This is a genomic window from Pseudoprimorskyibacter insulae (genome assembly GCF_900302505.1).
Lineage (GTDB): Bacteria > Pseudomonadota > Alphaproteobacteria > Rhodobacterales > Rhodobacteraceae > Pseudoprimorskyibacter > Pseudoprimorskyibacter insulae.
The window spans coordinates 309,349-334,395 of sequence record NZ_OMOJ01000002.1; the positions used below are offsets into that span (position 1 = coordinate 309,349).

Below are 25,047 nucleotides of genomic sequence, written 5' to 3' on the forward strand. Positions count from 1 at the left end.
ATCTTGTATTTTCATGGTCTTGCGAAAATGCTGAAAGTATAATGGCCAGTTTTCCCAAGATTGCACGAAGTTTTGAACGACATATACGAATGACCGGCCCCCAAGGGTGGGGACCGGTCTAGCGTTCTAAGAATTAAGAATTCATTCAGGCAGGCAGATTTCGCGGCGGATCGCCCCAAGGATCGTGCGGCCCACTAGGGCGGCGACGATGACCACCAACAGGATCAGGCACAGTGTCGCCAGCCACAGGTGCGGCGAGGATTGCGTCAGCTCGGCAAAGCGGAACGATGCGATGGTCAGGGCTGCTACGGGGAAGCTAAGCGCCCACCAAGACAGGGCAAAGGGCAGCTTGGCAAAGCCCGGCGCCTGAACCGCGACGATTACCGCAAAGGTCACCGCGCCGTAGTACAGGATGCGTGCCAGCGTATCGAGCTGTCCGCCGTTCAATTGCAGCCATGCGACAAAGGCAACGGCGGGCGGGGCGATCAAGATGACCAGCGTCGGCAACAGCCGCCCCGGCAGCGGATCGTGGAAGATCAGGCGGTTCATCACCAGTGTCAGCAGGATGATCCAAAAGATCAGCCCGGCCGAAAAGAACAGCCAGCTCAGCTCGACAAAGCCCAGGCCAACGCCCGCAATCGGCACAACCACGTTGCCCACCGCCGGAATGAACCACGCGGGTGAAATGTGCATGGGCTGAAACGGTCTGCGTCCAATCCAGCCCGAGATGACGGCGATGGTCAGAACGCCTTGGATGGCGGCGCCAGTGATCCAAACGGCATTGGCGGCTTGCGGGTATCCATTGCGCAGCGCCGTCGCGATCAACAGAAGCGAGATCGAGATGGCCGGAAAGAACGCCAGTTTGACCGGGTGGTTCCATTCGGCGGCCACAGCACCGGGGAAGCGCAGGGCCTTCATCATGTAGAGAACGCTGATCAGGACGAAATCAATCAGCGTCACCAACAAGAACGCATCAGATGCGGTATGCGACCAGCCAAACTGCAATTCGGCCCGGTGCGTGGCCAGTGTCAGCCCCGCCAACCCCATGACCGAGGCGAAGAAGGTGATGTGGAAATGGGCCAGCTGGCTGGTGGGGGCGGCAGGATGCGCTTTGTCGTTCATGGCGTCCGCTTTCGTTTCGAATAAGATATCTATGAAATGGAATTTATCTGGCTCGGCTGCGTTGACGCAGATCAAACGCCCCCGCTGTTCACGTCAGCCTTGATACAGATCTTGGTGATTTGCCGATACGGGCGGTCGGGCGTGCAGATCTGGCTGGGGAACGATTGTTGGTTGACCGCATCGGGAAAGCCCTGGGCCTCGATCGCCAGTCCGGTGCAGGGGGCGTGGGACTGACCGCCATGGGCCGGGGCCTTGGGGCGCAGCGCTTGGCCAGTGTAGATCTGCAATCCCGGCTGATCGGTGGTCAGCGTCAGGCGCATACCATCGGGGCTTTGCAGGGTGCAGGCCGGGGCCGCGCCGGTCAGCGCAAAGTTCACATCCGTAACGCCTAGATCGGGATCGTTCGCGCGTAGCGTCCGGGGGGTGCTGTAATCATATCGCGTGCCAGCCACGGGCGCGACATGGCCCAGCGGGATCTTTTCGTCATTCGTGGGGGTATAGCCATTGGCGGCAATGGTCAGCCTATGATCCCAAATCTCGCCTTCTTCGGACAGGTTGTAGTAGTTGTGATTGGCCATGCTGATCGGAGTTGGCCGGTCTGGCGTGGCGGTCATGTCATAGGTCACCGTATGCCCATCGAGTGCGATGATCACCTCGGCCTTAACCTGCCCCGGAAAGCCCATATCGCCATCGGGCGAAGTCAGCGAAAGGCGCAATGCACGCGTGCCGTCTGGGTCGACCTGCCAGATGCGCCGCTGCCAGCCGTCCGGCCCGCCGTGCAGCTGGTTGCGGCCCTCATTGGCGGCCAATTGGTAGCGGGTGCCGTCCAAATCAAACCCCGCGCCACCGATCCGGTTGGCAATGCGCCCTACCAGAACCCCCAAAGTGCCGGGGTGCGTCAGGTAAGATGCGGGATCGGTGTAGCCTAGAACCACATGCCGCCCGGCCACCTGCCAATCTTGGGTGATCCCACCCAGCGACAGAATGGACAGGGTCGCCCCGCTGCTTTCCAGAGTGAAACGATCAATGCTGGACTGTGTCATCAAGGCGGCCTTTCGCGCGGTGTTGCGCTTTGGATAGCGCTACCGCGTGGCCCTGCGCAAGGGGCAGGGCGCGGGCAAAATATTGTACCGGTACAGAGAATTTTCTGTCCATCCGGGCCAGTCGAAGCGTAGCTTTTCGCCATGGAACAGATCTCTGAACTCGATAGCCGATATTCCTGGGTGCGGCTTTCGCTGACCTTGCTGATTGCCATCACTGGCAATGTCGGCATGTGGTCGATCATCGTGGTCATGCCGGATGTACAGGCCGAGTTTGGCGCAGGGCGCGCGGTCAGTTCCTTGCCCTATGCAGTGACGATGATCGGCTTTGCCATTGGCAACCTGATCATTGGCCGCGCGGTGGATCGCTGGGGGATGGCTGTATCGCTGTTTCTGGCGGCGGGATTGATGGCCGCAGGCTATGTGGTGGCGTCGCACAGCCCGTCCTTGGTTGCCCTGTCGGCGGCGCAACTGGCGATTGGCTTTGGCACCTCGGCTTGCTTTGGGCCGTTGATTTCAGACATCTCGCAATGGTTTCAGCGGCGGCGCGGCATAGCCGTGGCGATTGCCGCCTCGGGCAATTATCTGGCCGGAGCATTCTGGCCGCTGGTCTTGGGCTGGATGGCCGGAGACGAGGGCTGGCGCTGGATCTATATGGCGCTGGCGGTTCTGACGGTGGTCTTGGTCATGCCGATGTCGGTGCTGCTGCGCCGACGGGTGACGGAACTGGCCGATGCGCCCAAAGCCCTGCCCACTGGCCCGCGCCGCGCGGTTCTAAGCCCGGTGCGCCTGCAATGGTTGCTGGGGCTTGCCGGTGTAAGCTGCTGCGTCGCCATGTCTATGCCTCAGGTTCATATCGTGTCGCTATGCGTGGACTACGGGTTTGGCGCGACCGCCGGGGCCGAGATGCTGTCGCTGATGCTGCTGGGCGGCGTGGTGTCGCGCGTGGTGTCGGGGATGTTGGCCGATAAGCTGGGCGGGGTACGGACGCTTTTGATTGGGTCGGCGTTGCAGGCCGTCGCGCTGTTCTTGTACCTGCCTGCGGGCGAGCTTGCCTCGCTCTATGTGGTGAGCCTTGTGTTTGGCCTGTCGCAGGGCGGGATCGTGCCCAGCTATGCGGTGATCGTGCGCGAATACCTGCCCGCAAAAGAGGCCGGTGCGCGGATTGGCTTTGTGATGATGATGACCATCGCCGGGATGGCGCTGGGTGGTTGGATGTCCGGTTGGATTTACGATGTCACAGGCAATTACCAATGGGCGTTTCTGAACGGCATCGCGTGGAACGTGCTGAACGTCGGTATCATGCTGAGCATCCTGTTTGCGGGACGGTCAGCGGGGTTTGGGGGCTCTGCCCCGTCGATGCCTTCGGCACCGACTCCCCGGGATATTTAAGGTCAGAAAATACATAAGGGGGCGCGGCGGCCCCCTTTGTTTTTACATTTCTGCGTCGTCGATGACGTCGGCGTGCAGGTGCCGTTCGCCGCGTTCGGCCGCCAGCGCGATTTGCTTTTGCCGTTCGCGGAAGCGGGCTTTGTCCTCATCTGAGGTTTCAGTGATGCACTGGTGGCAGGATACGCCGTGTTCGTAATCGGCGTGGTCGCGATCGTGCGGCAGGATCGGGCGGCGGCAGGCGTGGCACAGAAGGTGCGGGCCTTCCTCTAGCCCGTGCCCGACCGAGACGCGCCCGTCAAAGACAAAGCATTCGCCCTGCCAGGTGCTGTCTTCTTTGGGCATCTCTTCGAGATATTTCAGAATGCCGCCCTTGAGGTGGAACACCTCGTCGACGCCTTGCTGGATCAGCCAGTTGGTGGATTTTTCGCAGCGGATGCCGCCGGTGCAGAACATGGCTATGCGCTTGTTGTGGAAGCGGTCTTTGTTCTTTTCCCACCAGTCGGGGAATTCGCGGAAGGTGGCGGTGTGCGGGTCAATCGCGCCTTCGAAGGTGCCGATGGCGATTTCGTAATCGTTGCGCGTGTCGATTACGGCCACATCGGGGCTGCGGATCAGGTCATTCCAGTCTTTGGGATCGACGTAATGCCCGACCGTGGCGCGCGGATCGACATCGGGCTGGCCCATGGTGACGATCTCTTTCTTCAGGCGGACTTTCATCCGTGCGAAGGGGCGCTGTTCGGCGGTCGACAGCTTGTATTCGAAATCGGTGCAGCCGGGCAGGGCGCGGATATGGGCGATGAGCGCGTCGATCCCGGCCTTGGGGCCGGCGACCGTGCCGTTGATACCTTCCTTGGCCAATAGCAAGGTGCCGGTGATGGCCTGATCGCGGCAGAGCGTCAGAAGCGGGCCGCGCAGCGCGGCGGGATCGTCGAAGCGGGTGAAATGATAGAGAGCGCAGACTGTAAACATAATTTGCGCCTTACGCCTGTCACGTCCACCGGGCAAGGGGATTTGCCGTCGCAGGGCTTGCTTGACGCGGGCAGGGCGTGGGATAGGCTTTGTTCAAGCATTGCAGGAGATCCATATGACCGACGCTTTGATCGTGATTGATGTTCAGAATGATTTCTGCCCCGGCGGATCTTTGGCCGTGGCGGGCGGCGACGAGATTGTGGATGGCATCAACGCGCTGATGCTTGCGGCGGGCGCGGTTGTTTTGACCCAAGATTGGCACCCCGGCGATCACAGTTCATTCGCGTCACAGCATGAGGGGCGCGCGCCCTTTGACCTGACCGAAATGCCTTATGGTCCGCAGGTGCTCTGGCCGGATCATTGCGTTTGGGGCAGCGAGGGGGCGCAGTTTCATCCCGGCTTGCACATTGACCCGGCCGATCTGATCATCCGAAAAGGGTTTCGGCGCGAGATCGACAGCTATTCGGCCTTCTTTGAGAACGATCACAAAACGCCCACGGGGCTGGAGGGATATCTGCGCAGCCGCGGGATCATCACGTTGACGATGGTCGGGCTCGCCACGGACTTCTGTGTGAACTTCTCGGCGGTGGATGCGGCCAAACTGGGGTTCGATGTGACCGTGCGCACCGATCTGTGCCGAGCGATTGATCTGGACGGATCATTGGCGGCGGCGATAGCTGGCATGGCCGAAGCCGGGGTCAAGATCGTCTGACGGTGGTGCCGGTTTCCAATCGTCGCCGCGAACCATCACTTTACAGTGGTTTTTTCGCCAAAAATCCCTTTTGCGCCGCTTGTCAGCGCGTTAGCGCCCTGTTTTAACCGTCGGGCGCTACAGGAGGCTTGCCCATGGTTGATATCGCGACCCGCGTTTGGAACCATAAGTGGAGAATTGACCCGATTGTCCGGTCGTTGATCGACACGGATTTTTACAAGCTGCTGATGTGTCAGTCGGTCTTTCGCAACAAGCCAGACACGCAGGTCACGTTCAGCCTGATCAATCGCACCGCCTCGGTTCCGCTGGCCAAGCTGATCGACGAAGGCGAATTGCGCGAACAGTTGGATCATGTGCGGTCCTTGTCGCTGACGCGGGGTGAAAGCACCTGGCTGCGCGGGAACACCTTTTACGGCAAGCGGTCGATGTTCCGCCCTGACTTCATGGAGTGGTTCGAAAACCTGCGCCTGCCCCCCTATGAACTTGAACGCGTCGGCGATCAGTATGAGCTGACGTTTGAGGGCAGCTGGCCCGAGGTGATGCTTTGGGAAATCCCCGCGCTTGCGATCCTGATGGAGCTGCGGGGCCGCGCCGTACTGAACGATATGGGCAAGTTTGAGCTTCAGGTGATGTATGCCCGCGCCATGACGAAGCTTTGGGAAAAGGTCGAACATCTGCGCCAGATCCCGGACCTTCGAATTGCCGATTTCGGCACGCGCCGCCGCCATTCCTTCTTGTGGCAGGATTGGTGCGTGCAGGCGATGCTGGAAGGGCTGGGCAACAATTTCATCGGCACGTCCAACTGTCTGATCGCCAAGAACCGCGACCTAGAGGCGATCGGCACAAACGCACATGAACTGCCGATGGTCTATGCCGCGCTGGCCGAGGATGACGCGGCGCTGGCGCATGCGCCCTATAACGTTTTGGCCGACTGGCACGAAGAACATGACGGAAATCTGCGCATCATTCTGCCCGACACCTACGGCACCGAAGGGTTCCTGAAGCGTGCGCCGGATTGGCTGGCGGGTTGGACCGGCATTCGCATTGACAGCGGCGATCCCGCCACAGGTGCGGAAACGGCGATCAAATGGTGGAAGGACCGGGGCGAGGATCCGACCAAGAAGCTGGTCATTTTCTCGGATGGGTTGGACGAACAGAAGATCGTTGAACTGCACCGCCAGTTTCAGGGGCGAGTGCGTGCGTCCTTCGGGTGGGGCACTTTGCTGACCAATGATTTCCGGGGCCTTGCGCCGAATGATGGGCTGGCGCCGTTCAGTCTTGTCTGCAAGGCGATTTCGGCCAATGGGCGGCCCACTGTGAAACTGTCGGACAACCCGAACAAGGCCATGGGCCCAGCGGAAGAAATTGCGCGATACAAACGTGTGTTCGGGGTTGGGGAACAAACCCGCATGGACGTGGTGGTGTAACGCAAAAGGCCGGGCAATCGCCCGGCCTTTGTTCTTGGTGGCGGTGGGGTGAAACCCCACCCTACGGCGTTAGCTTTTGACGACCTGCGCAATCGCGTCAGCCAGAACCGGAACGGTCTTACTGTTCAGGCCTGCGATGTTGATGCGGCTATCACCGACCATGTAAATCGCGTGGCTTTCGCGGATCTTCAGCACGTCGGCCTCTGACAGGCCAAGCCGCGAGAACATGCCGCGGTGTTGGGCGATAAAGCCGAAGCGGTTCGAGCCGGTCTTGGCTTGAAGTTCGTCCGCCAGCTGCTGGCGCAGGGTCAGCATCGACAGGCGGGTTTCTTCCAGTTCCGTGACCCAATCGCCGCGCAGTGCGTCGTCGTTCAGAACCATGGTGACCAAGCGCGCGCCGTGATCCGGCGGGAACGAATAGTTCTGACGGTTCAGATAGGCCAGCGTGCCTTGGTTGATGGCGGTGCGGCTGGTGTCTTGCGACACGACCATCAGCAGGCCGGTACGTTCGCGGTAGATGCCGAAGTTCTTCGAGCACGAGGCCGCGATGATGGTTTCCGGCAGCGACGAGGCCACAAGGCGGGTTGCGGCAGCGTCATCATCCAGACCGTCGCCAAAGCCCTGATAGGCGATGTCGATCATCGGGGTCGCGCCGGTTTTTTGCAGCAGGGCCACGACCTCTTGCCACTGGGCCATGTTCAGGTTGGCACCGGTGGGGTTGTGGCAGCAGCCGTGCAGCAGAACCACATCACCGGGTTTTGCAGCGGCCAGATCGGCCATCATACCGTCGAAATCCACGCCGCAGGTTTCTTCGTCGAAATAGCGGTAGGGAACCGTTTCGATCTCCATGTGCTTGAGGATCGACAGATGGTTCGGCCAGGTCGGGGTTGACACGAACACGCGCACATTGCGGTTGGCCATGCGGGCGAAATCAAACGCCTGACGCACGGCACCGGTGCCGCCGGGGGTTGCTGCCGAAGCGACGGCTTTCCGCTCAACAACGCCGTCCAGAACCAGCTTGATCATCGCGTCCGAAAACGCCGGATCGCCGATCAGGCCCACGTAGGTCTTGGTGATTTCGGCTTCCCACAGCTGCTTTTCAGCGTCTTTGATCGCCTTCATGACGGGCGTCACGCCGTCGGCGTTCTTGTACACGCCGACGCCAAGGTCAATCTTGGCCTCGCGCGGATCGTCGCGATACAGCTGCATCAGAGCGAGGATTTTATCGCCCGGAAGTTCTTTGAGGGTTTCAAACATTAGTCGTCTCCGGTGGCGACGGGCAGGGTGGGGAAGGCCCCCCATTCGGCCCAAGACCCGTCGTAAAGCGAATGGTCGGACTTGCCGAAGCAGGTCATGGCAAGGCTGAGGATCGCGGCGGTGACGCCCGACCCGCAGGAGGTGATTGCCGGCTTGCTAAGGTCGACGCCGGCGGATTCAAACACCGCTTTCAGCGCCAAAGGGTCCTTCATGGTCTGATCTGCGTTCAGCAGATCGGCGTAATAGACGTTTCGCGCGCCGGGAATGTGGCCCGCCCGCAGGCCGGGGCGCGGTTCGGCCGCATCGCCACGGAACCGGGCGGCGGACCGCGCATCAATGATTTCATGGTCGCGCAGCTTGGACGCCGCAGACACTTGCGTGACGTCCTTCACCATGTGGTTCTGGCGGCGCACGGTCATGTGGCGGTCGCGGATCATCGGCGGCAGATCTTCGATCGGGCGACCTTCGGCCTGCCACTTGGCAAACCCGCCGTCCAACACGGCAATATTGTCCTGACCCATCAGCTTGAACATCCACCACACGCGCGGCGCGGAAAAGATGCCCATGCCGTCATACACGACGATCTGGTGGCCATCGCCTACGCCCATGGCGCGGCAGCGGCTCATGAATTTTTCGATCGGAGGGATCATGTGCGGCAAGTCGGACCGCAGGTCGGAAATTTCGTCGATATCAAAGAACCGCGCACCGGGAATATGCGCATCGTCATATTCCGCCTTGGGATTGCGGTTCATCGTGGGCAAGTACCACGATGCATCCAAGACCCGCAAATCGGGGTCTTTCAGGTGCTTTGCCAGCCATTCGGTCGAGACCAGCGTCTTGGGATCATCATAAGCCATGGAACCCCCGCGGGTTAAACGTTCGGCCTTGCCTACATCCGGCGGCCATGCGTGGCAAGTCCGGTGGGACGGAAACCACGCAAATGCGACTTAAAACGGGGTCAGTGGCTTTCCTTCAGCAACCGCTGTTTCTGGCGGTTCCAATCACGCTTGGCCTCTGATTCGCGCTTGTCGTGGTTCTTCTTGCCTTTGGCGATGCCGACCTTCAGCTTCACCTTGCCGCGATGGTTGAAATACATGACCAGCGGAACGATGGTCATGCCCTTGCGCTGGGTGTCATTCCACAGGCGGGCCAGTTCTCGCCGGCTGACCAGCAGCTTGCGGCGGCGGCGTTCTTCGTGGCTGAACATGGCGCGGTCATAGGGCGCGATATAGCTGTTCACCAACCACAATTCGCCGTTTTCCACTGCTGCATAGCTTTCGGCAATGTTCGAGGTGTTTTCGCGCAGCGATTTCACCTCGGACCCGGTCAGGATGATGCCGCACTCGATATCGTCCTCGATTGCGTAATCGAAACGGGCACGCCGGTTTTCGGCGATGACTTTGTAATTGGGATCTGTCGTTTGTTTAGCCATGGTGGGCCAGAGATAATGCGCCGCTGCGGCTGTGTCCATGGAGGGCGCAAAGTTTCCCACAATGTCGGTTGCAGGCTGGACAGCGTCGCACAGAACGGGTTCGGTGGTCTCAATATCAAAGGAGCGCCCTATGCGAGACGACAACTTTCTGAAAGAGAACAACGCACGCCACCTGTGGCACCCAATGGCGCATCCCGGCGATCAACAGAAAAACCCGCCGCGGATCATCACCAAGGCCGAAGGCGTTCGGATCACCGATATTGACGAGCATTCGGTGGTGGATGCGGTTGGCGGGCTTTGGTGCGTCAACCTTGGCTATTCGAACGACGTGGTCAAAGAGGCGATCAGCAAGCAGCTTTACGATCTGCCCTACTATTCGGCCTTTGCCGGTACCACGAACCCCACCGCGATTGAGGCGAGCCTTGCCGTGCGCGAATACTTTGCCGACGATGGCATGGGCCGGGTGTTCTTTACCTCGGGCGGATCGGATTCGGTCGAAACCTGTCTGCGACTGGCGCGTCAGTACCACCGCCTGCGCGGCGAACCGACGCGCACCAAGTTCCTGTCGCTGAAAAAGGGCTATCACGGTACCCATTTCGGCGGGGCCAGCGTGAATGGCAACAACCGCTTCCGCACCAAGTACGAACCGCTGTTGCCGGGATGTTTCCACTTGCCGTCGCCTTACACCTATCGCAACCCGTTCAACGAACGCGACGGCGCGGCGTTGGCGCAGGCGATTGCCTGTGCGATGGAAGATGAGATCGCCTTCCAGGGGGCCAATACCATCGCGGCCTTGATCATGGAGCCGATTCAGGGCGCGGGCGGCGTGATTGTGCCGGACGAAACCTTCATGCCGCTGATGCGCGATATCTGCGACCGTCACGGCATTCTGCTCATCTCGGATGAGGTGATTACCGGGTTTGGCCGGACGGGCCATGGCTCGGGCGCGCGGCATTGGGGCGTGAAGCCCGATATGATGAGCACGGCCAAGGGCATCACCTCGGGGTATTTCCCGGTGGGCGCGGCCATGTTCAGCGAGGCCGTGGCAGACGTGTTCGAATCCTCGGGCGAAGAGGGCGGCATCTATCACGGCTACACTTATTCGGCGCATCCGGTTGGCTCGGCGGCTGTTGTGGCGACATTGGCGGAAACCAAGCGTTTGAACACGCAGGCCAATGCCGCCGAACGCGGAACGCAGCTTTATGAAGGTGTGCTGGGGCTGGCGGAAAAGTACGACTTCATCGGTGATGTACGCGGTGGCCATGGCCTGATGACCGGGATCGAGCTTGTGTCGGATTCGGCGGCCAAAACGCCGATGGACGGGGCCACGATGACCCGCATTCAGGACGCCACCTATGAGGCGGGCGCGATGGTGCGGATCGGGATGCACAACATCCTGATGTCGCCGCCGCTGACGATCACCGCCGACGAGGTAGACGTGATCATCAACGCGCTTGATGCGGGCTTCTCGGTGGTCTGAGGCCTATTCGAAACAAGCGGCGCGGCCATCCCTTTGGATGGTGGCCGCGCCGTCGATGATACTGGCCGCACGGCGGCGCACATAGCTGCTGGGGTTGCTGGCAGATCGCGTTTTCGGGGCGGGCAGAATGGCCGCCAGACGGGCGGCCTGCGTTGGCGACAGCGCCTCTGGCCCGACGCCAAAATAGTGACGGGCCGCGGCTTCGACGCCAAACACACCTTCGTCAAATTCGGCCACGTTCAGATACACCTCAAGAATACGGCGCTTGGACCAAAGACCTTCCACGACCGGTGTCAGGATCGCCTCCAGTGCCTTGCGGGTGTAGGTGCGGCCATGCCACAGAAAGACGTTCTTCACCACTTGCTGCGAAATGGTTGAGGCACCCCGCGCCCCGCCGTCTTCGATCGCGGCCTTCAGCGCGGCAACGTCAAAGCCCCAATGCGTGCAGAAATTGGCATCTTCGGCGGCGACAACGGATCGGAACATCACCGGGGCGATCTGATCGGCATCCACCCAGATATGGTCGATCTGCCCAAGGCGCAGCTTTTCCGATGACATGTAGTAAGTGGTCGGCGGGTTAAACAGGCTGAACAACAGGATAACGGCCAACACCAAGGCAACCACCAGCGCGACAAGACGCGCCAGCCATTTGGTGAGCCATCGAACCGGGTTGAAGCGCTTTTTGCTGCGCTTCTTCTTTGCCGCTTTGGCCATGTTTGCCTGTACCTGCCCAATCTTCGGTTTGTCGAACTATAGACCGGGTTGGCGGCGGGGAAAACAATCATGGGTCGAAAGGACAACAGACCTGTGCGCTGGAGATCGCACAGGCCTGTTAAGGTCTTACATACACATGAGCAAAGCTCGCTCTGTTTAGGGAGGTAAATCAGAGCATGCTACAAGCATAGGCTGCAAACGAGCCAAAATAGCGCAAGGTTTGCGGCGATAAAAAGGTTAATCAATTATTAAGGGAGTTGGTGCCGAGGCGCACACGGACCTGTGCGGACCAGAAAAAGGGCGGCCACTTGGGCCGCCCTTGGTGTTTTATTCCGCCGGAATGGCTTCTTTTTCGATGCCGATCGGGTTGTCCAGCTTGTTCAGCATCTCGATCGGGCAGACCTGCAAGAACTTCGGCAGCTCTTCGTCCCAGTGCTGAAGCAGATCCAGCGCTTTGCGACTGCCGGTCTCATCCGCATGACGCTGAACAAGCGAGCGTAGAACCTCGGTCCAGTGGTCCGTGGTGACCGGGCAGGTCACCAGCGATTCCATGTTCATCAGCGATTCTGCCTCTCCGTTCGGATCGTACAGGAACGCCATGCCGCCGGTCATTCCCGCGCCAAAGTTCGCGCCGATGGGGCCAAGGATCACGGCCATGCCGCCGGTCATGTATTCACAACCGTTCGATCCGCAGCCTTCGACAACCACGCTGGCACCCGAGTTACGGACGGCGAAACGTTCGCCCGCGCGGCCTGCTGCAAACAGGAAGCCATCGGTTGCGCCATAAAGCACGGTGTTGCCGATGATCGTGTTCTCAGATGCCACCAGCGGCGAAGCCATCGGCGGACGCACGACAATCGTGCCGCCCGACAGGCCTTTGCCGACATAGTCGTTGGCATCGCCCGAGACTTCGATCTTCAGACCCGGCGCCGCAAAGGCCCCCAGCGACTGACCGGCAGAGCCCGTCAGCTTGACCGTCAGGTGATCCGGCTGAAGCGCGTTGCGCATGCCAAAGTTCCGAACGATGTGCGACGAGGTGCGCGTGCCCACGGTGCGGTGCGTGTTCTGCACAGCATAGGACAGTTGCATCTTTTCGCCGTCCCTCAGGAAGCGGGCCGCGTCACGTACGATTTCGGCGTCCAGCGTGTCCGGCACGGCATTGCGCGGGCGGTCACGGTTGTACTCGATATCGTCCGAGCCATCGACACGGATCAGAAGCGGGTTCAGGTCCAGATCATCCAGGTGATCCGAGCCACGCGATACTTGACGCAGCAGGTCAGCACGGCCGATGACATCATCCATCGAACGTGCGCCAATCGACGCCAGAATCTCGCGCACTTCTTGTGCGTAGAAGGTGATCAGGTTGACGACCTTATCCGCGGTGCCGGTGAACTTGGCACGCAGGGCCGCGTCTTGGGTACACACGCCGACCGGGCAGGTGTTCGACTGACACTGACGGACCATGATGCAGCCCATCGCGATCAGGGCGGCGGTGCCGATGCCGTATTCTTCGGCACCCATCATCGCAGCCATGACAATGTCACGACCCGTGCGCAGGCCACCATCCGTCCGCAGCACAACGCGCGAACGCAGATTGTTCATTGCCAGAACCTGATGCGCTTCGGTCAGGCCCATTTCCCACGGCAGACCTGCATACTTAATCGAGGTCGCAGGCGATGCGCCCGTGCCGCCGTTGTGGCCCGAGATCAGGATGATGTCGGCCTTGGCCTTGGCCACGCCTGCGGCGATGGTGCCAACGCCCGAAGATGCCACCAGCTTGACAGTTACTTTCACGGTCGGGTTGATCTGCTTCAGATCATAGATGAGCTGGGCCAGATCTTCGATCGAGTAGATGTCGTGGTGCGGCGGCGGCGAAATCAGCGTCACGCCTTTGGTCGAGTGACGCAGACGCGCGATCAGGTCGGTGACTTTCATCCCCGGCAGCTGGCCGCCTTCACCCGGCTTGGCACCCTGCGCGACCTTGATCTCAAGCTCTTCGCAGTGGTTCAGGTATTCAGCGGTCACACCAAAGCGGCCCGACGCCACCTGCTTGATCTTCGCAGAGGGGTTGTCGCCGTTGGGCTCCGGTACGAAATGTGCCGGATCTTCACCGCCCTCGCCCGAGTCGGACTTGGCGCCGATGCGGTTCATGGCCACGTTCAGCAGTTTGTGCGCTTCGGGCGACAGGGCGCCAAGCGACATACCGGGCGTAACGAAACGCTTGCGGATCGAGGTGATGCTTTCGACCTCTTCGATCGGAACCGGCTTGCCCAGCGGCTTCATGGCCAGCAGGTCACGCAAGTGGATCGGCGGGTTGGCCTGCATTGCTTTCGAATACTGCTGCCACAGGGCAAACGACGCCTTGTCACAGGCCGCCTGCATCAGGTGCATGGTCTGCGCACCCCAAGCATGGGTTTCGCCCGACTTACGTGCCTTGTAGAAGCCGCCGATCGGCAGAACGTCCTGACCGCCGCCAAGCCCGAGGCGGTGAACCTCTTCGGCTTTGGTCTGGATGCCCGAAACGCCGATCCCCGAGATGCGGGAAATCATGCCGGGGAAGAACTCGGCGCACATGGCGCGGCTCAGGCCGACAGCTTCGAAGTTCAGACCGCCGCGATAGGACGAGATGACCGAGATGCCCATCTTGGACATGATCTTCAGCAAGCCCTGATCGATGGCTTCACGGTACTTGCTGACCGCTTCTGTCAACGAGATGTCCAGCAGGCCACGGTTGATACGGTCGGCCAACGAATCTTCGGCCAGATAAGCGTTGACCACGGTGGCACCGGCTCCGATCAGCACTGCAAAGTAATGCGGGTCGATACATTCCGCCGAACGCACGTTCAGCGAACAGAAGGTGCGCAGGCCCTTGCGGGTCAGGTGCGAATGCACCGCCGATGTCGCGAGGATCATCGGCATGCCAACTTTGTCGGCATCGGCGTGGTGGTCTGTCAGGATCAGGTGGCCAGCACCCGAACGCACGGCGTCTTCGGCCTCAATGCGGATCCGCTCAAGGTGTTCGCGCAGTGCGCCGTTGCCCGAACCTGCCGGGAAGGTACAGTCGATCTCAACGCAATCGGCATTGAAATGTGTCTTCAGGTCTTCGAACTGTGCGTTGCCGACAAAGGGGCTGTCCAGAACCAGGATCTCGGTCTGGGCGCTGCTTTCGTCCAGCACGTTCTTGAGGTTGCCAAACCGTGTCTTCAGGCTCATGACGCGGAATTCGCGCAGGCTGTCGATCGGCGGGTTGGTCACCTGGCTGAAGTTCTGGCGGAAGTAATGCGACAGCGGGCGGTACTTTTTCGAAAGCACAGCCGACGGCGTGTCATCACCCATCGAGGCGATGGATTCCTTGCCGTCCTCGGCCATCGGCGCGAGGATCTGTTCCAGTTCTTCAACGGTGTAGCCTGCCGAAATCTGGCGGCGGCGCAGCTCAGCACCCGAGAACATCGGGGCTTCGTTCACCTTGGCCAGCGCATCGTCCAGTTCGTTGATCTTGCCGACCCAGTCGCTGAAGGGCTGGCTTGCGGCCAGACGGTTCTTGATTTCGACGTCGTGATAGAGCTTGCCCTCTTTCATATCGACGGCAATCATCTGGCCCGGTCCAAGCGCGCCTTTTTCACGGGCGGTCGCCTCATCCGTCGGAACCATGCCGATTTCCGAACCTGCGATCAGCATGTTGTCACCGGTCACGACATAGCGCATCGGGCGCAGGCCGTTGCGGTCCAGACCGCCACAGACCCAACGACCGTCGGTCATGGCCAGCGCAGCGGGGCCGTCCCACGGCTCCATCACGCTGTTGCAATAGCTGTACATGTCCTGCCACGCCTGCGGCAGTTCGTTGGCCTGCTTGGACCACGATTCCGGCACCAGCATGGTTTTCGCCATGGGCGCGTTGCGGCCCGCGCGGACCAGGACTTCGAACACGGCGTCAAGCGCGGCCGAGTCCGAAGCGCCGGTTGCAATGATCGGCTTGATGTCTTCAGCATGATCGCCAAAGGCAGAGGAAGCCATGCGGATCTCATGGCTCTTCATCCAGTTGACGTTGCCTTTCAGCGTGTTGATTTCGCCGTTGTGCGCCAGCATGCGGAACGGCTGGGCCAGCCACCACTGCGGGAAAGTGTTGGTCGAATAACGCTGGTGATAAATGGCGAAGGCCGATTCAAAGCGTTCGTCCTGAAGGTCGGGATAGAAGTCCGCAACCTGTTCGGCCAGCATCATGCCTTTGTAGATGATCGAACGGCAGGACAGCGACGCGATGTACAGCTGGCCCACGCCAGCGGCAGCCGCGGCCTTTTCGATGCGACGACGGATGACATAGAGTTCACGCTCGAACTCTTCTTCGCCGATGCCTTTGGCGTTCGAGATCAGGATTTGTTCGATTTCCGGGCGCGTGGCGTTTGCCTTTTCGCCCAGGCAATCGACGTTCACCGGAACGTGGCGCCAACCATAGATGTAGTGGCCCATGCGCAGAACTTCGGTTTCCACAATGGTCCGGCAGGTTTCCTGCGCGCCAAAATCGGTGCGGGGCAGGAAGACCTGACCCACGGCCATCAATTCGTTCATGCGCGGCTTGTGGCCGGTGCGGTCGATCTGGTCGTAGAAGAAGGCCACCGGGATCTGCACGTGAATGCCCGCGCCGTCACCGGTTTTGCCGTCGGCGTCAACAGCGCCACGGTGCCAAATGGCTTTCAGCGCGGTGATGCCTGCATCAACAACCTTACGGCTGGGCTTGCCATCCAGCGAAACAACAAGGCCAACGCCGCAGGACGAATGCTCTTCCTCTTCCGAGTAAAGACCGTTCTCGGCCAGCCATTTGCGCTTGGCTTCCATTTCGGCTGCCCAGTTTGCGTCGAATGTGGTCATGGCTTTGATCCTCCATGCAGTGCCGCAGGTGCGGCGGTGAAATCTTTGCTAGACCGCCCGTGCGGGCGTTCCATTAGGTCTGTTCGGGTCAGCCCGCCTTAAGCGGGCCGTCTTCGTCCAACACCGGAAACTTGGCCACGCAATCCGCGCGGGTCAGTTGGGTCCGATCCGTCCCGGCAAAGCTGTAGCTGTCCGGTTTGTGGTCGAAGTATATTTCGTTCGTGATCTCGAACCCGTTGGGATCGTCAAACAGTCCCATGGGCAGTTCGTAATTGCCCGACCATTCGCTTTCCATTGTGACCCTGAAATACAGGTTCGAACCACATTGTTTGCACCAGGCCCGTTCGGCCCAGCGGGAACTTTGCAGGCGGGCGATGTTGTGTTCGCCCTGCCAAACCACCTTGTCCGCAGGAACCGTCACGCCGATCAGGGCCGAGCCGGTCCACCGGCGACACATCGGGCAATGGCAGATGCCTGCCGTGCTGGGCACATTGCGTGCGGTGAAGATAACCGCGCCGCACATGCATCCTCCGGTTCGCTGCATCGCTGCTCCTTACTCGGCCGCTACGGCCTTGGCCGACAGGTCGGCCAGAATGGCATCGGCGCAATCGCGACCGTCGCGGATGGCCCACACAACCAGCGATGCACCGCGCACGATGTCGCCAATGGCATAGACGCCGGGCAGGGCGGTGCGGCCACTGGTGAATTCGGCCTTCACGGTGCCCCAACGGGTCACTTCCAGTTCCGCGCAGCCCCAGAGCGTCGGCAGGTCTTCGGGTTCAAAGCCCAGGGCCTTGATGACCAGATCCGCCGGTTCGGTGTAATCCGACCCTTCGATCAGTTCCGGGCTTTGACGGCCCGATGCATCGGGAAGGCCCAGACGCATTTTCTGCGCCATCACGCCTTCGACGGCATCACCGGTAAAGCCCTTGGGGGCGGTCAGCCATTCGAACACCACTCCTTCTTCTTCGGCGTTCTGCGTTTCGCGCTGCGAGCCGGGCATGTTGGCGCGGTCACGGCGATACATGCACTTCACGCTTTCGGCGCCCTGGCGGATCGCGGTACGCACGCAGTCCATCGCGGTGTCACCGCCGCCGATCACGACGACCTTTTTGCCGTTTGCGTTCAGCTCGCCGCTTTCGAACTCGGGCACGGTGTCTCCAAAGTTCGACGCGCGGTTGGACGCGGTCAGATAGTCGATGGCGCGGACGATGCCCGTGGCACCCGAACCGGGGCCTTGAAGATCGCGCGATTTGTAAACGCCCGTCGCGATGATCACCGCGTCATGGGTGCTGCGGATTTCTTCGAATGTTATATCTTCGCCGACGGCGCAGTTCATCTTGAAGGTCACGCCGCTTTTTTCGAGCAGCTCAACACGGCGCATGACCACGTCTTTTTCCAGCTTGAAGCCCGGAATGCCGTAGGTCAGCAGGCCGCCTGCGCGGTCGTACCGGTCGTATACGGTGACTTGAAGGCCCGCGCGGCGAAGCATGTCCGCGGCGGCAAGCCCGCCGGGGCCCGCACCGATGATGCCAACGCTTTCGGCGCGTTCCTGAACCGGCGCGATCGGCTGAACCCAGCCTTTTTCCCACGCGGTGTCCGTGATGTACTTTTCAACCGAGCCGATGGTCACGGTGCCGTGGCCCGATTGTTCGATCACACAGTTGCCTTCGCACAGACGGTCTTGCGGGCAAATGCGGCCGCAGATTTCCGGGAAGGTGTTGGTGGCCTGGCTGACGCCATATGCCTCTTCCAGGCGGCCGGTCGCGGTCAGGCGAAGCCAGTCGGGAATGTTGTTGTGCAGCGGGCAGTGGCTTTGGCAATACGGCACACCGCACTGGCTGCAGCGGCTGGCTTGCTCTTCGGCTTTGGCAGCTGCAAACTCGGCATAGATCTCATCGAAGTCCTGTTTACGGTCTTCGGCGGCACGCTTGGACGGCATGTCGCGGTTGATCTGTACGAATTTCAGCATCGGCTGTTTCGCCATGTTGCGTCACTCCCGGAATCTGGTCTGAGCGCTTCTATTACGAGAACGCGAAAAGAAAGAAAAGTCAGTCGTGCTGACCTATATTGAGAAAGTTTCTCTGCATTTGCAAGGTTCTGGGGAAATAATCGAAAATTTATAGTCCGAAGTGGACCTAAATCCGCCCTTCCGATTGAAATTGCTTGGTTTATACCAGTGGCACAAATTTCTGCACAGGCAAACCCAATGAGCCTTCTCTACCTATCTATTCTTGCCCTAATTCAAGGCGTTACCGAATTTTTGCCCATTTCCTCATCTGGGCACCTGATTCTCTTGCCAAAATTGACCGGGCATACAGACCAGGGGCAGGTGATCGATGTCGCAGTGCATTTGGGCACTTTGTTCGCCGTCGTTCTGTTTTTCTGGGCCGATGTGCGGGACGCCATCATCGGACTGGGGCGATTGCTGCGGGGCAAGGCCGATACGCCGGGTGCGAAACTGGCGCTGATGCTGATCGTGGCGACGGTGCCGGTGATTGTCGCAGGCTTGGCATTGAAGGTAACGGGTCTGGACGACGCGCTGCGGTCTGTGGCGGTGATCGGCTGGACAATGCTGATTTTCGGTCTGGTACTGTTTTGGGCTGACCGGACCGGGGCCGAGGTCAAGCGCGATGCCGATTGGACGATGCGCGACGCGATTGTCATGGGGCTGTGGCAGGCGATTGCGCTGATCCCGGGCACCTCGCGGTCGGGCATTACTATCACGGCTGCGCGTCACTTGGGCTACAAACGTCAGGACGGGGCCAAGCTGGCCATGCTGATGTCGATCCCGACGATCATCGCATCTGCCACGCTTTTGGGGCTGGAGGTCGCGGCAACGGCGGATGCGGCGGCGGCCAGGGACGGTGCGATTGCCGCCGTTCTGTCGTTCGTGTCGGCGCTTGGGGCGCTGTGGCTGATGATGCGGCTGCTGCGGTCGGTCAGCTTTACACCTTACGTCATCTACCGCGTGATCCTTGGGCTGGTCCTGCTGTGGATCGCTTACAGCTGATCAAACGCGGTGATAGGGGCCGCCCGCAAGGATCGTGGCCGCGCGGTAGATCTGTTCGCTTAGCATGACGCGAGCCAGCATGTGCGGCCAGACCATTTTGCCGAAACTCAGCAGCATATCGGCCTCGGCCCGCAAGGTCGGGTCGATCCCGTCCGCGCCGCCAATGATAAAGGCCAGATCGCTGGTGCCGGTGTCGCGCCATTGCGCGATCCGATTCGCGAACTGAGGAGAGGTGACCAGCTTGCCCCGCTCATCCAGCGCACAGATGCGCGCGCCTTTGGGCAGGGCCTTGCGCAGCAGCGCTGCCTCGGCGGACATGCCGCCGCCCTTTTTGTCTTCGACTTCGGTAACGGTGACTGGACCAAGCCCCATAGACCGGCCTGATTTGTCGAACCGATCCAGGTAGTCGTCGATCAAATCCTTCTCGGGGCCGGAACGCAGCCGGCCCACGACGCATAGATGGACACGCATTCTTAGGCGGTCGGGGTCGCCCCTGCGGGCAGCCACATCTTTTCGAGCTGATAAAACTCTCGCACTTCGGGACGGAAGACGTGGACGATAACGTCGCCCGCGTCGATCAGAACCCAATCGCCGGTTTCCTTGCCTTCGACCTTCGAGAAGACCCCGCGATCGCGCTTCAGATCCTCGACGACCTTATCGGCCAGAGCGGCCACCTGACGCGATGACCGGCCCGAGCAGATCACCATGAAATCGCCAATAGCCGATTTGCCGCGCAGGTCGATCTGCACGATGTCTTCGGCTTTGTTTTCAGTCAGAATGGACAGAATTGCGTCAAGCGTTTGCTTGCTTGCTGCGCCATCGGGTGCGGTTCCTGTCATGGAAGCGCCCGTCTGAACGGCGTGCGCCGTGTCTGCGGAAAGAGACAGGACATAGTCCTCCTTGGTTGCGCGCCGCCTGTGCCCCGACGCTGGGCCTACCTGAAAAGCTAGCATTTTTTCGCCCACTTCTCAACGCCGGGCACGTTTGCCCCCGGCAGAGGGCGCATTTATGCGCGAAAGGCAGGCGGATCAACGCAGTTTTTGCAAAATTCGTAACGAAGGATATCCGTCGGGCGTCATGCCGCGGCTCATTTGGAAGGCGCGCACCGCTTCAATCGTCAGCGGGCCCATCTTGGCATCGATGTTGTAGGAATAGAGTCCAAGCGCCTTCAGGCGGCGTTGCAGCTCCTTACGCTCGGCGAATGTCAGCACCCGGTCGCCGCGCGGCCACTTGGCTTTGATCCCGGGGCCGCCGCGCAGACGGTCGGCCAGATGTCCCACCGCAATCACATAGGCGTCGGCGGTGTTATACGTCTCGATCACTTTGAAATTCTTGAAAATAAGAAAGGCAGCGCCTTGCGATCCGGCGGGCACCAGAACGGATGCTGACCCGTAATCGCGCACCGGTTTGCCCGACATATCGGTGATGCCCAGCTTGGCCCAATCCGACGGCATCCGCTTGATGCTGCGCTTGGCCAGACGGTAATCAAAGCCCTTGGGCAGCTTCACCTCCACCCCCCAAGGGGTGCCTTTGCGCCAGCCATTTCGTGACAGATAAGCGGCGGTTGAAGCCAGCGCGTCGGTGGGATCGTCCGACCAAATATCTTTTCCCCGCTTGCCATCAAAATCGACCGCGAAGGCCGAATAGGAGGACGGCATGAACTGCGTATGCCCCATCGCGCCCGCCCAACTGCCGGTAAAACGCGATGCGGACACCACGCCGGATTGAAGGATTCGCAGGGCGTGAATCAGTTCATTCTCAAAGAACTTGGCGCGGCGTCCGTCATAGGCGAGCGTTGCCATTGCGCCGATCACAGGCGTGCTGCCCCGGATCGCACCGTAAGACGATTCCAGCCCCCAGACCGCAACGACCACCTCTTTGTCGACGCCATACTTGGCCTCAATCCGGTCCAGCAGGGTGCGGTATTTGCGCAGCGCGGCCTTGCCGTTGCGAATGCGCGTGTCAGACACGGCTTTGTCCAGATAGTCCCAAAGGATCTTGGTGAACTCTGCCTGCGATCGGTCGCGGCGCACGATGTCGGGGTCATAGGCGGCGTTGCGAAAGGCCAGATCATAGGTCCGGTCAGTGATCCCGGCGGCGCGGGCCTTGCGGCGGAAGGATTTGACCCACGCGCCAAAGCCTGCCGGGTTCGAGGCAACTTTGGTCACCTCAGGCACCGGGGCGGGCAACGATACATCCGGGCGAATGCGCGGCCGGGCCGAGCGTTGTACCGTGACTTGCGCGGTTTGGATTTCGTCAACTGGCCGCGCTTGGGGGCGTGCCGACACCTCAACCGAGGCAGCCGCGACAGAGGTCAAACCAAAAAGAACCGCGATGGCGGCAAAGAAAGATGTGCTGCTCATGACAGTGTCCTGTCAGATTATCATTAAGGGAAGGGTAACCCGCTTCGCACAATCTGAGAACCTGTTCGAACGATGGCCCGCAACTATCCGCCGATCATCTTTAGGTAGTCGCGCAGCATCGCAACCCGCTTTGGGCGGAAACTGGTGGTTGTCACCTCAAGCGCCGACATACGGTCCAGCCGGAAGGCGCGGAAATCTTGGCGCAACAGGCACCACGCCAGCAGGCAGTGGCTGGCTTGGAAGAATACCACACCAAGCGGTTTAACCTCGCGCTCGGACGGTTGGCCGAACTTGTCGCTGTATTGAAACCGCACCTGTACTTCGTCCCATGCCGCGCGGCGCAGCAGTCTTGCGTCAACGGTGGGCGCGGGCGGGCGCTCAAACCGGCGGGCGGACAGAATCGCGTGTTTCAGGCGGTGCGCCTGACGGTCTGGCAGTCGGGCGCGCAGCTTGGTAAGGGCGGCGTGGGCGGCATCGGCCAAAGCGGGGTCTCCGACCTGTTGCACCTCTTGCAGGCCCAGAACCAAGGCTTCGATTTCTTCGTCGTTGAACATCATCGGCGGCAAGGCCGCGTCTTCAATCAGGGTGTACCCAAACCCTGCCGCGCCTTCGATATTCGCACCCAGCCCGCGCAAGGCGTCGATGTCGCGATACAGGGTGCGTTCCGACACGCCGGTTTCATCAGCCAACTGCTGCGCCGTGACGGGCGGCGTCATGCTGCGTAGGGCTTGCATCAATTGGAACAGGCGGGCGGTGCGGGACATCTGGATCGCTTTTGGCTGCTGTCAAAAGGTGACAGGCCGTGCCGAATGTGTCGAGGAGGATTTGCAGAAATAGGCGCAGCATTTTTCGATGCTGCGTTGCGGCATTCTTGCGTGGGTCGGAGGGATTTTCTGCGCGGATTCTGCGCAGCATTGGACGAAAAATGCTGCGCAGCAATTGTTTGAAAACAGATGGTTACCAGGGGCGTTCTGACACCCTTAGCGGCGGGTGCGTTTGACCTTCGCCGTGGTCTTGGAGGCCTTCTTTTTGGCCCGCGCCAATTTCCGCTTGGGGCTGCCTTTTCCCGACTTGCCCGAGCGGTTGAACCGAGGCGCGCCGCGCCCTTTCGGCAGGGCTTCACCCTCGATATCAAGCAGCTCTAGCCCGATGCCACCGGTCACCGGCGTGACGTCAGACAACCGAACCGTGACGCGCAGGCCAAGGCTGATAATGCGGCCACTGTCGGCCCCCATCAGCGTGCCGTTGTCGCGGTCGAAATGGAAATACTCGTTGCCCACGGCGCTCATCGGGACCAGCCCATCGGCACCAGTTTCATCCAGTCGCACGAACAGCCCGAACTTGGCGATGCCGCTGATCTTGCCCGTGAACTCGGCCCCGATCCGGTCGGCCAGATAGGCGGCCAGATAGCGGTCGGTGGTGTCGCGTTCGGCCATCATCGACCGGCGTTCCGTGTCCGAGATGTGCTGCGCCGTGGTGTCCAGCTTGTCGATGTCTTCGGGGCTTAGACCGTCCTTGCCCCAATCATGCGATTTGATCAAACCGCGATGCACGATCAGATCGGAATAGCGCCGGATGGGCGACGTGAAATGCGCGTAGTTCTGCAAGGCAAGGCCGAAATGCCCGAAATTCTCGGGCGAATAATAGGCCTGCGTCATGCTGCGCAGGGTCGAGATGTTGATCAGCTCGGCCTCATCCGACCCGGCGGCGTCATGCAGCAGACGGTTCAGGTGGGCGGTTTTCAGCACCTGACCCTTCGCCAGATTGAACCCCGCCGATTGCGCGGTTTCGCGCAGCGAATCGAGCTTTTCGGGCGGCGGTTCTTCGTGCACGCGGAACAGCAGCGGCGTGCGCTTTGCCTTCAGGGTTTCGGCGGCGGCGACGTTGGCCAGAATCATGAACTCTTCGATCAGGCGGTGCGCGTCCAGCCGTTCAGAGAAGTTGACCGATTGCACCTGCCCGTCATCGTCCAGAATGATCTTGCGCTCGGGCAGGTCCAGATCCAGCGGCTGGCGACGATCACGGGCGCGTCGCAGAGCGTGATAGGCGGCATAGAGCGGCTTGATCACGTCCTCCATCAAGGGCGCGACCTTGTCGTTAGGCGCGCCGTCCATACCTTCTTGCACTTCGCGGTAGTTGAGCGAGGCGGGCGACCGCATCAGCCCGCGCACGAAGCGATGGCCGATCTTATTGCCGTCATCGTCGATTTGCATACGCACAGCGATACAGGCACGTGGTACGCCTTCGTGAAGCGAGCACAGGTCGCCCGACAGGCGGTCCGGCAGCATCGGCACCACCCGGTCGGGGAAGTAGCTGGAGTTGCCGCGCTTGCGGGCCTCACGGTCTAGGGCGGAGCCGGGGCGCACGTAATGCGCCACATCGGCAATCGCAACCCAGATGACATGACCGCCCGCATTTTTGGGGTCGTCATCGGCATGGGCATAGCAGGCATCGTCGTGGTCACGGGCATCGGCCGGGTCGATGGTGATCAGCGGCAGGTCGCGCAGATCTTCGCGCCCGCTGAGGCCTGCGGGCTTCATGCTGTCGGCCTCGGCGACGACATCATCGGGGAAATCGTCGGGAATGCCGTGCTGGTGAATGGCAATCAGCGACACAGCGCGCGGCGCGGATGGATCGCCCAGACGCGCCACGATCCGGGCTTTGGCCAGCCCGAGGCGGTTCTTGGGGCCGGCCTGTTCGGCCTCGACCAATTCGCCGTCCTTCGCGCCGCCGGTTGCGCCTTCGGCGACGCTCCATTCCTTGGCCGGGCCTTTGTCGATGGCGACGATGCGCCCGCCTTCGGCCCCTTTGCGGAATATGCCGACCACCTTTGCCGGGTTGGTGCCGATGCGGCGGATCAGGCGGGCCTCATAATTGTGATCTTCGGCATGGACCAATGTCAGGCGACCAAGGATGCGGTCGCCTTCGCCCAAAGCCGGGTCTGAGGCGCGGGGAATCACCAGGATTGTCGGTTCGACCCCTTCGCCATGCCATTCAAGCGGACGGGCGAACAGATCGCCGTCGGGCGTGGGTTCTTTGATTTGCAGCACCGAGACCGGCGGCAAGCGGTCCGGGTCACGATAGGTTTTGTGGCGCTTTTCAAGATGGCCTTCGGCCTCAAGCTGGCGCAGGATGCGCTTCAGCTCAATCCGGTCGGCACCTTTGATGCCGAATGCCTTGGCGATGTCTCGTTTCGCGGTGAGTGTCGGGTGGGCCGAGATCCATTCAAGGATTTCGTCCCGTGAGGGGATCCGTGTCAT

20 protein-coding genes are annotated in these 25,047 nt (G+C 60.7%); 5 read left to right on the forward strand and 15 right to left on the reverse strand.

Annotation, left to right across the window (positions count from 1 at the left end):
* Nucleotides 1-141 precede the first annotated feature (141 nt).
* A complete protein-coding gene (locus PRI8871_RS06980; RefSeq protein WP_108885888.1) occupies nucleotides 142-1,122 on the reverse strand; it encodes an SLAC1 anion channel family protein in 981 nt (326 codons plus the stop codon).
* 71 nt (nucleotides 1,123-1,193) lie between these two features.
* On the reverse strand, nucleotides 1,194-2,165 hold the full coding sequence (locus tag PRI8871_RS06985; protein ID WP_108885473.1) for an aldose epimerase family protein: 972 nt from the start codon (nucleotides 2,163-2,165) through the stop codon (nucleotides 1,194-1,196).
* Between the two features lie 141 nt (nucleotides 2,166-2,306).
* Here PRI8871_RS06985 and PRI8871_RS06990 point away from each other — a divergent pair, with 141 nt between their 5' ends.
* Nucleotides 2,307-3,554 carry an MFS transporter gene (locus PRI8871_RS06990; RefSeq protein ID WP_108885474.1) on the forward strand — a complete coding sequence of 416 codons (1,248 nt, stop codon included), beginning with the start codon at nucleotides 2,307-2,309 and terminating at the stop codon, nucleotides 3,552-3,554.
* A 42-nt stretch (nucleotides 3,555-3,596) separates the two neighbouring features.
* Here PRI8871_RS06990 and trhO read toward each other — a convergent pair whose 3' ends face one another.
* Entirely contained in the window at nucleotides 3,597-4,523 is a 927-nt protein-coding gene (gene trhO / locus PRI8871_RS06995) for an oxygen-dependent tRNA uridine(34) hydroxylase TrhO (RefSeq protein ID WP_108885475.1), read from the reverse strand.
* Between the two features lie 115 nt (nucleotides 4,524-4,638).
* Between trhO and pncA the strand changes: the two genes are divergently transcribed.
* Together pncA and pncB are read left to right on the forward strand one after the other, a co-directional pair.
* Entirely contained in the window at nucleotides 4,639-5,235 is a 597-nt protein-coding gene (gene pncA, locus PRI8871_RS07000; RefSeq protein WP_108885476.1) for a bifunctional nicotinamidase/pyrazinamidase, read from the forward strand.
* 134 nt (nucleotides 5,236-5,369) lie between these two features.
* Nucleotides 5,370-6,662 (forward strand): nicotinate phosphoribosyltransferase, encoded by a 1,293-nt coding sequence (pncB, locus tag PRI8871_RS07005; RefSeq protein ID WP_108885477.1) that lies wholly within the window; start codon nucleotides 5,370-5,372, stop codon nucleotides 6,660-6,662.
* A 69-nt stretch (nucleotides 6,663-6,731) separates the two neighbouring features.
* Here pncB and PRI8871_RS07010 read toward each other — a convergent pair whose 3' ends face one another.
* From PRI8871_RS07010 to smpB, 3 genes are all read right to left on the reverse strand, one after another.
* Nucleotides 6,732-7,919, reverse strand: a complete 1,188-nt coding sequence (locus tag PRI8871_RS07010; protein ID WP_108885478.1) for an amino acid aminotransferase — start codon at nucleotides 7,917-7,919, stop codon at nucleotides 6,732-6,734.
* Entirely contained in the window at nucleotides 7,919-8,776 is an 858-nt protein-coding gene (gene sseA, locus PRI8871_RS07015) for a 3-mercaptopyruvate sulfurtransferase (RefSeq protein ID WP_108885479.1), read from the reverse strand. The genes PRI8871_RS07010 and sseA overlap by 1 nt, the downstream gene beginning before the upstream one ends.
* Nucleotides 8,777-8,877: 101 nt before the next feature.
* Nucleotides 8,878-9,351 (reverse strand): SsrA-binding protein SmpB, encoded by a 474-nt coding sequence (gene smpB, locus PRI8871_RS07020; RefSeq protein WP_108885889.1) that lies wholly within the window; start codon nucleotides 9,349-9,351, stop codon nucleotides 8,878-8,880.
* Nucleotides 9,352-9,481: 130 nt separating this feature from the next.
* Here smpB and PRI8871_RS07025 point away from each other — a divergent pair, with 130 nt between their 5' ends.
* A complete protein-coding gene (locus PRI8871_RS07025; protein ID WP_108885480.1) occupies nucleotides 9,482-10,831 on the forward strand; it encodes an aminotransferase class III-fold pyridoxal phosphate-dependent enzyme in 1,350 nt (449 codons plus the stop codon).
* A 3-nt stretch (nucleotides 10,832-10,834) separates the two neighbouring features.
* On the opposite strand, the gene mtgA is transcribed toward PRI8871_RS07025, so the two are convergent.
* The 4 genes from mtgA to PRI8871_RS07045 all read right to left on the reverse strand — a co-directional run bounded on the left by mtgA (nucleotide 10,835) and on the right by PRI8871_RS07045 (nucleotide 18,398).
* Nucleotides 10,835-11,545, reverse strand: a complete 711-nt coding sequence (gene mtgA, locus PRI8871_RS07030; RefSeq protein ID WP_108885481.1) for a monofunctional biosynthetic peptidoglycan transglycosylase — start codon at nucleotides 11,543-11,545, stop codon at nucleotides 10,835-10,837.
* Nucleotides 11,546-11,872: 327 nt separating this feature from the next.
* Nucleotides 11,873-16,411 (reverse strand): glutamate synthase large subunit, encoded by a 4,539-nt coding sequence (gene gltB, locus PRI8871_RS07035; protein WP_108885482.1) that lies wholly within the window; start codon nucleotides 16,409-16,411, stop codon nucleotides 11,873-11,875.
* Nucleotides 16,412-16,499: 88 nt separating this feature from the next.
* On the reverse strand, nucleotides 16,500-16,955 hold the full coding sequence (locus PRI8871_RS07040; protein ID WP_245897791.1) for a GFA family protein: 456 nt from the start codon (nucleotides 16,953-16,955) through the stop codon (nucleotides 16,500-16,502).
* Between the two features lie 9 nt (nucleotides 16,956-16,964).
* Entirely contained in the window at nucleotides 16,965-18,398 is a 1,434-nt protein-coding gene (locus PRI8871_RS07045) for an NAD(P)-dependent oxidoreductase (protein ID WP_108885484.1), read from the reverse strand.
* 222 nt (nucleotides 18,399-18,620) lie between these two features.
* Between PRI8871_RS07045 and PRI8871_RS07050 the strand changes: the two genes are divergently transcribed.
* Nucleotides 18,621-19,424: an undecaprenyl-diphosphate phosphatase gene (locus tag PRI8871_RS07050; protein ID WP_108885485.1), complete on the forward strand. Its 804-nt coding sequence runs from the start codon at nucleotides 18,621-18,623 to the stop codon at nucleotides 19,422-19,424.
* Here the strand turns inward: PRI8871_RS07050 and rlmH are convergent, their stop codons facing one another.
* From rlmH to rnr, 5 genes are all read right to left on the reverse strand, one after another.
* Nucleotides 19,425-19,895: a 23S rRNA (pseudouridine(1915)-N(3))-methyltransferase RlmH gene (gene rlmH, locus PRI8871_RS07055; protein ID WP_108885486.1), complete on the reverse strand. Its 471-nt coding sequence runs from the start codon at nucleotides 19,893-19,895 to the stop codon at nucleotides 19,425-19,427.
* Nucleotides 19,896-19,897: 2 nt separating this feature from the next.
* A complete protein-coding gene (gene rsfS / locus PRI8871_RS07060; RefSeq protein WP_245897792.1) occupies nucleotides 19,898-20,263 on the reverse strand; it encodes a ribosome silencing factor in 366 nt (121 codons plus the stop codon).
* Nucleotides 20,264-20,452: 189 nt separating this feature from the next.
* Nucleotides 20,453-21,787, reverse strand: a complete 1,335-nt coding sequence (locus PRI8871_RS07065) for a lytic murein transglycosylase (protein ID WP_108885487.1) — start codon at nucleotides 21,785-21,787, stop codon at nucleotides 20,453-20,455.
* An 83-nt stretch (nucleotides 21,788-21,870) separates the two neighbouring features.
* Nucleotides 21,871-22,551, reverse strand: coding sequence for a helix-turn-helix transcriptional regulator (locus PRI8871_RS07070; RefSeq protein ID WP_108885488.1), 681 nt, complete (start codon nucleotides 22,549-22,551; stop codon nucleotides 21,871-21,873).
* Between the two features lie 216 nt (nucleotides 22,552-22,767).
* Nucleotides 22,768-25,047 (reverse strand): ribonuclease R, encoded by a 2,280-nt coding sequence (gene rnr / locus PRI8871_RS07075; RefSeq protein WP_108885489.1) that lies wholly within the window; start codon nucleotides 25,045-25,047, stop codon nucleotides 22,768-22,770.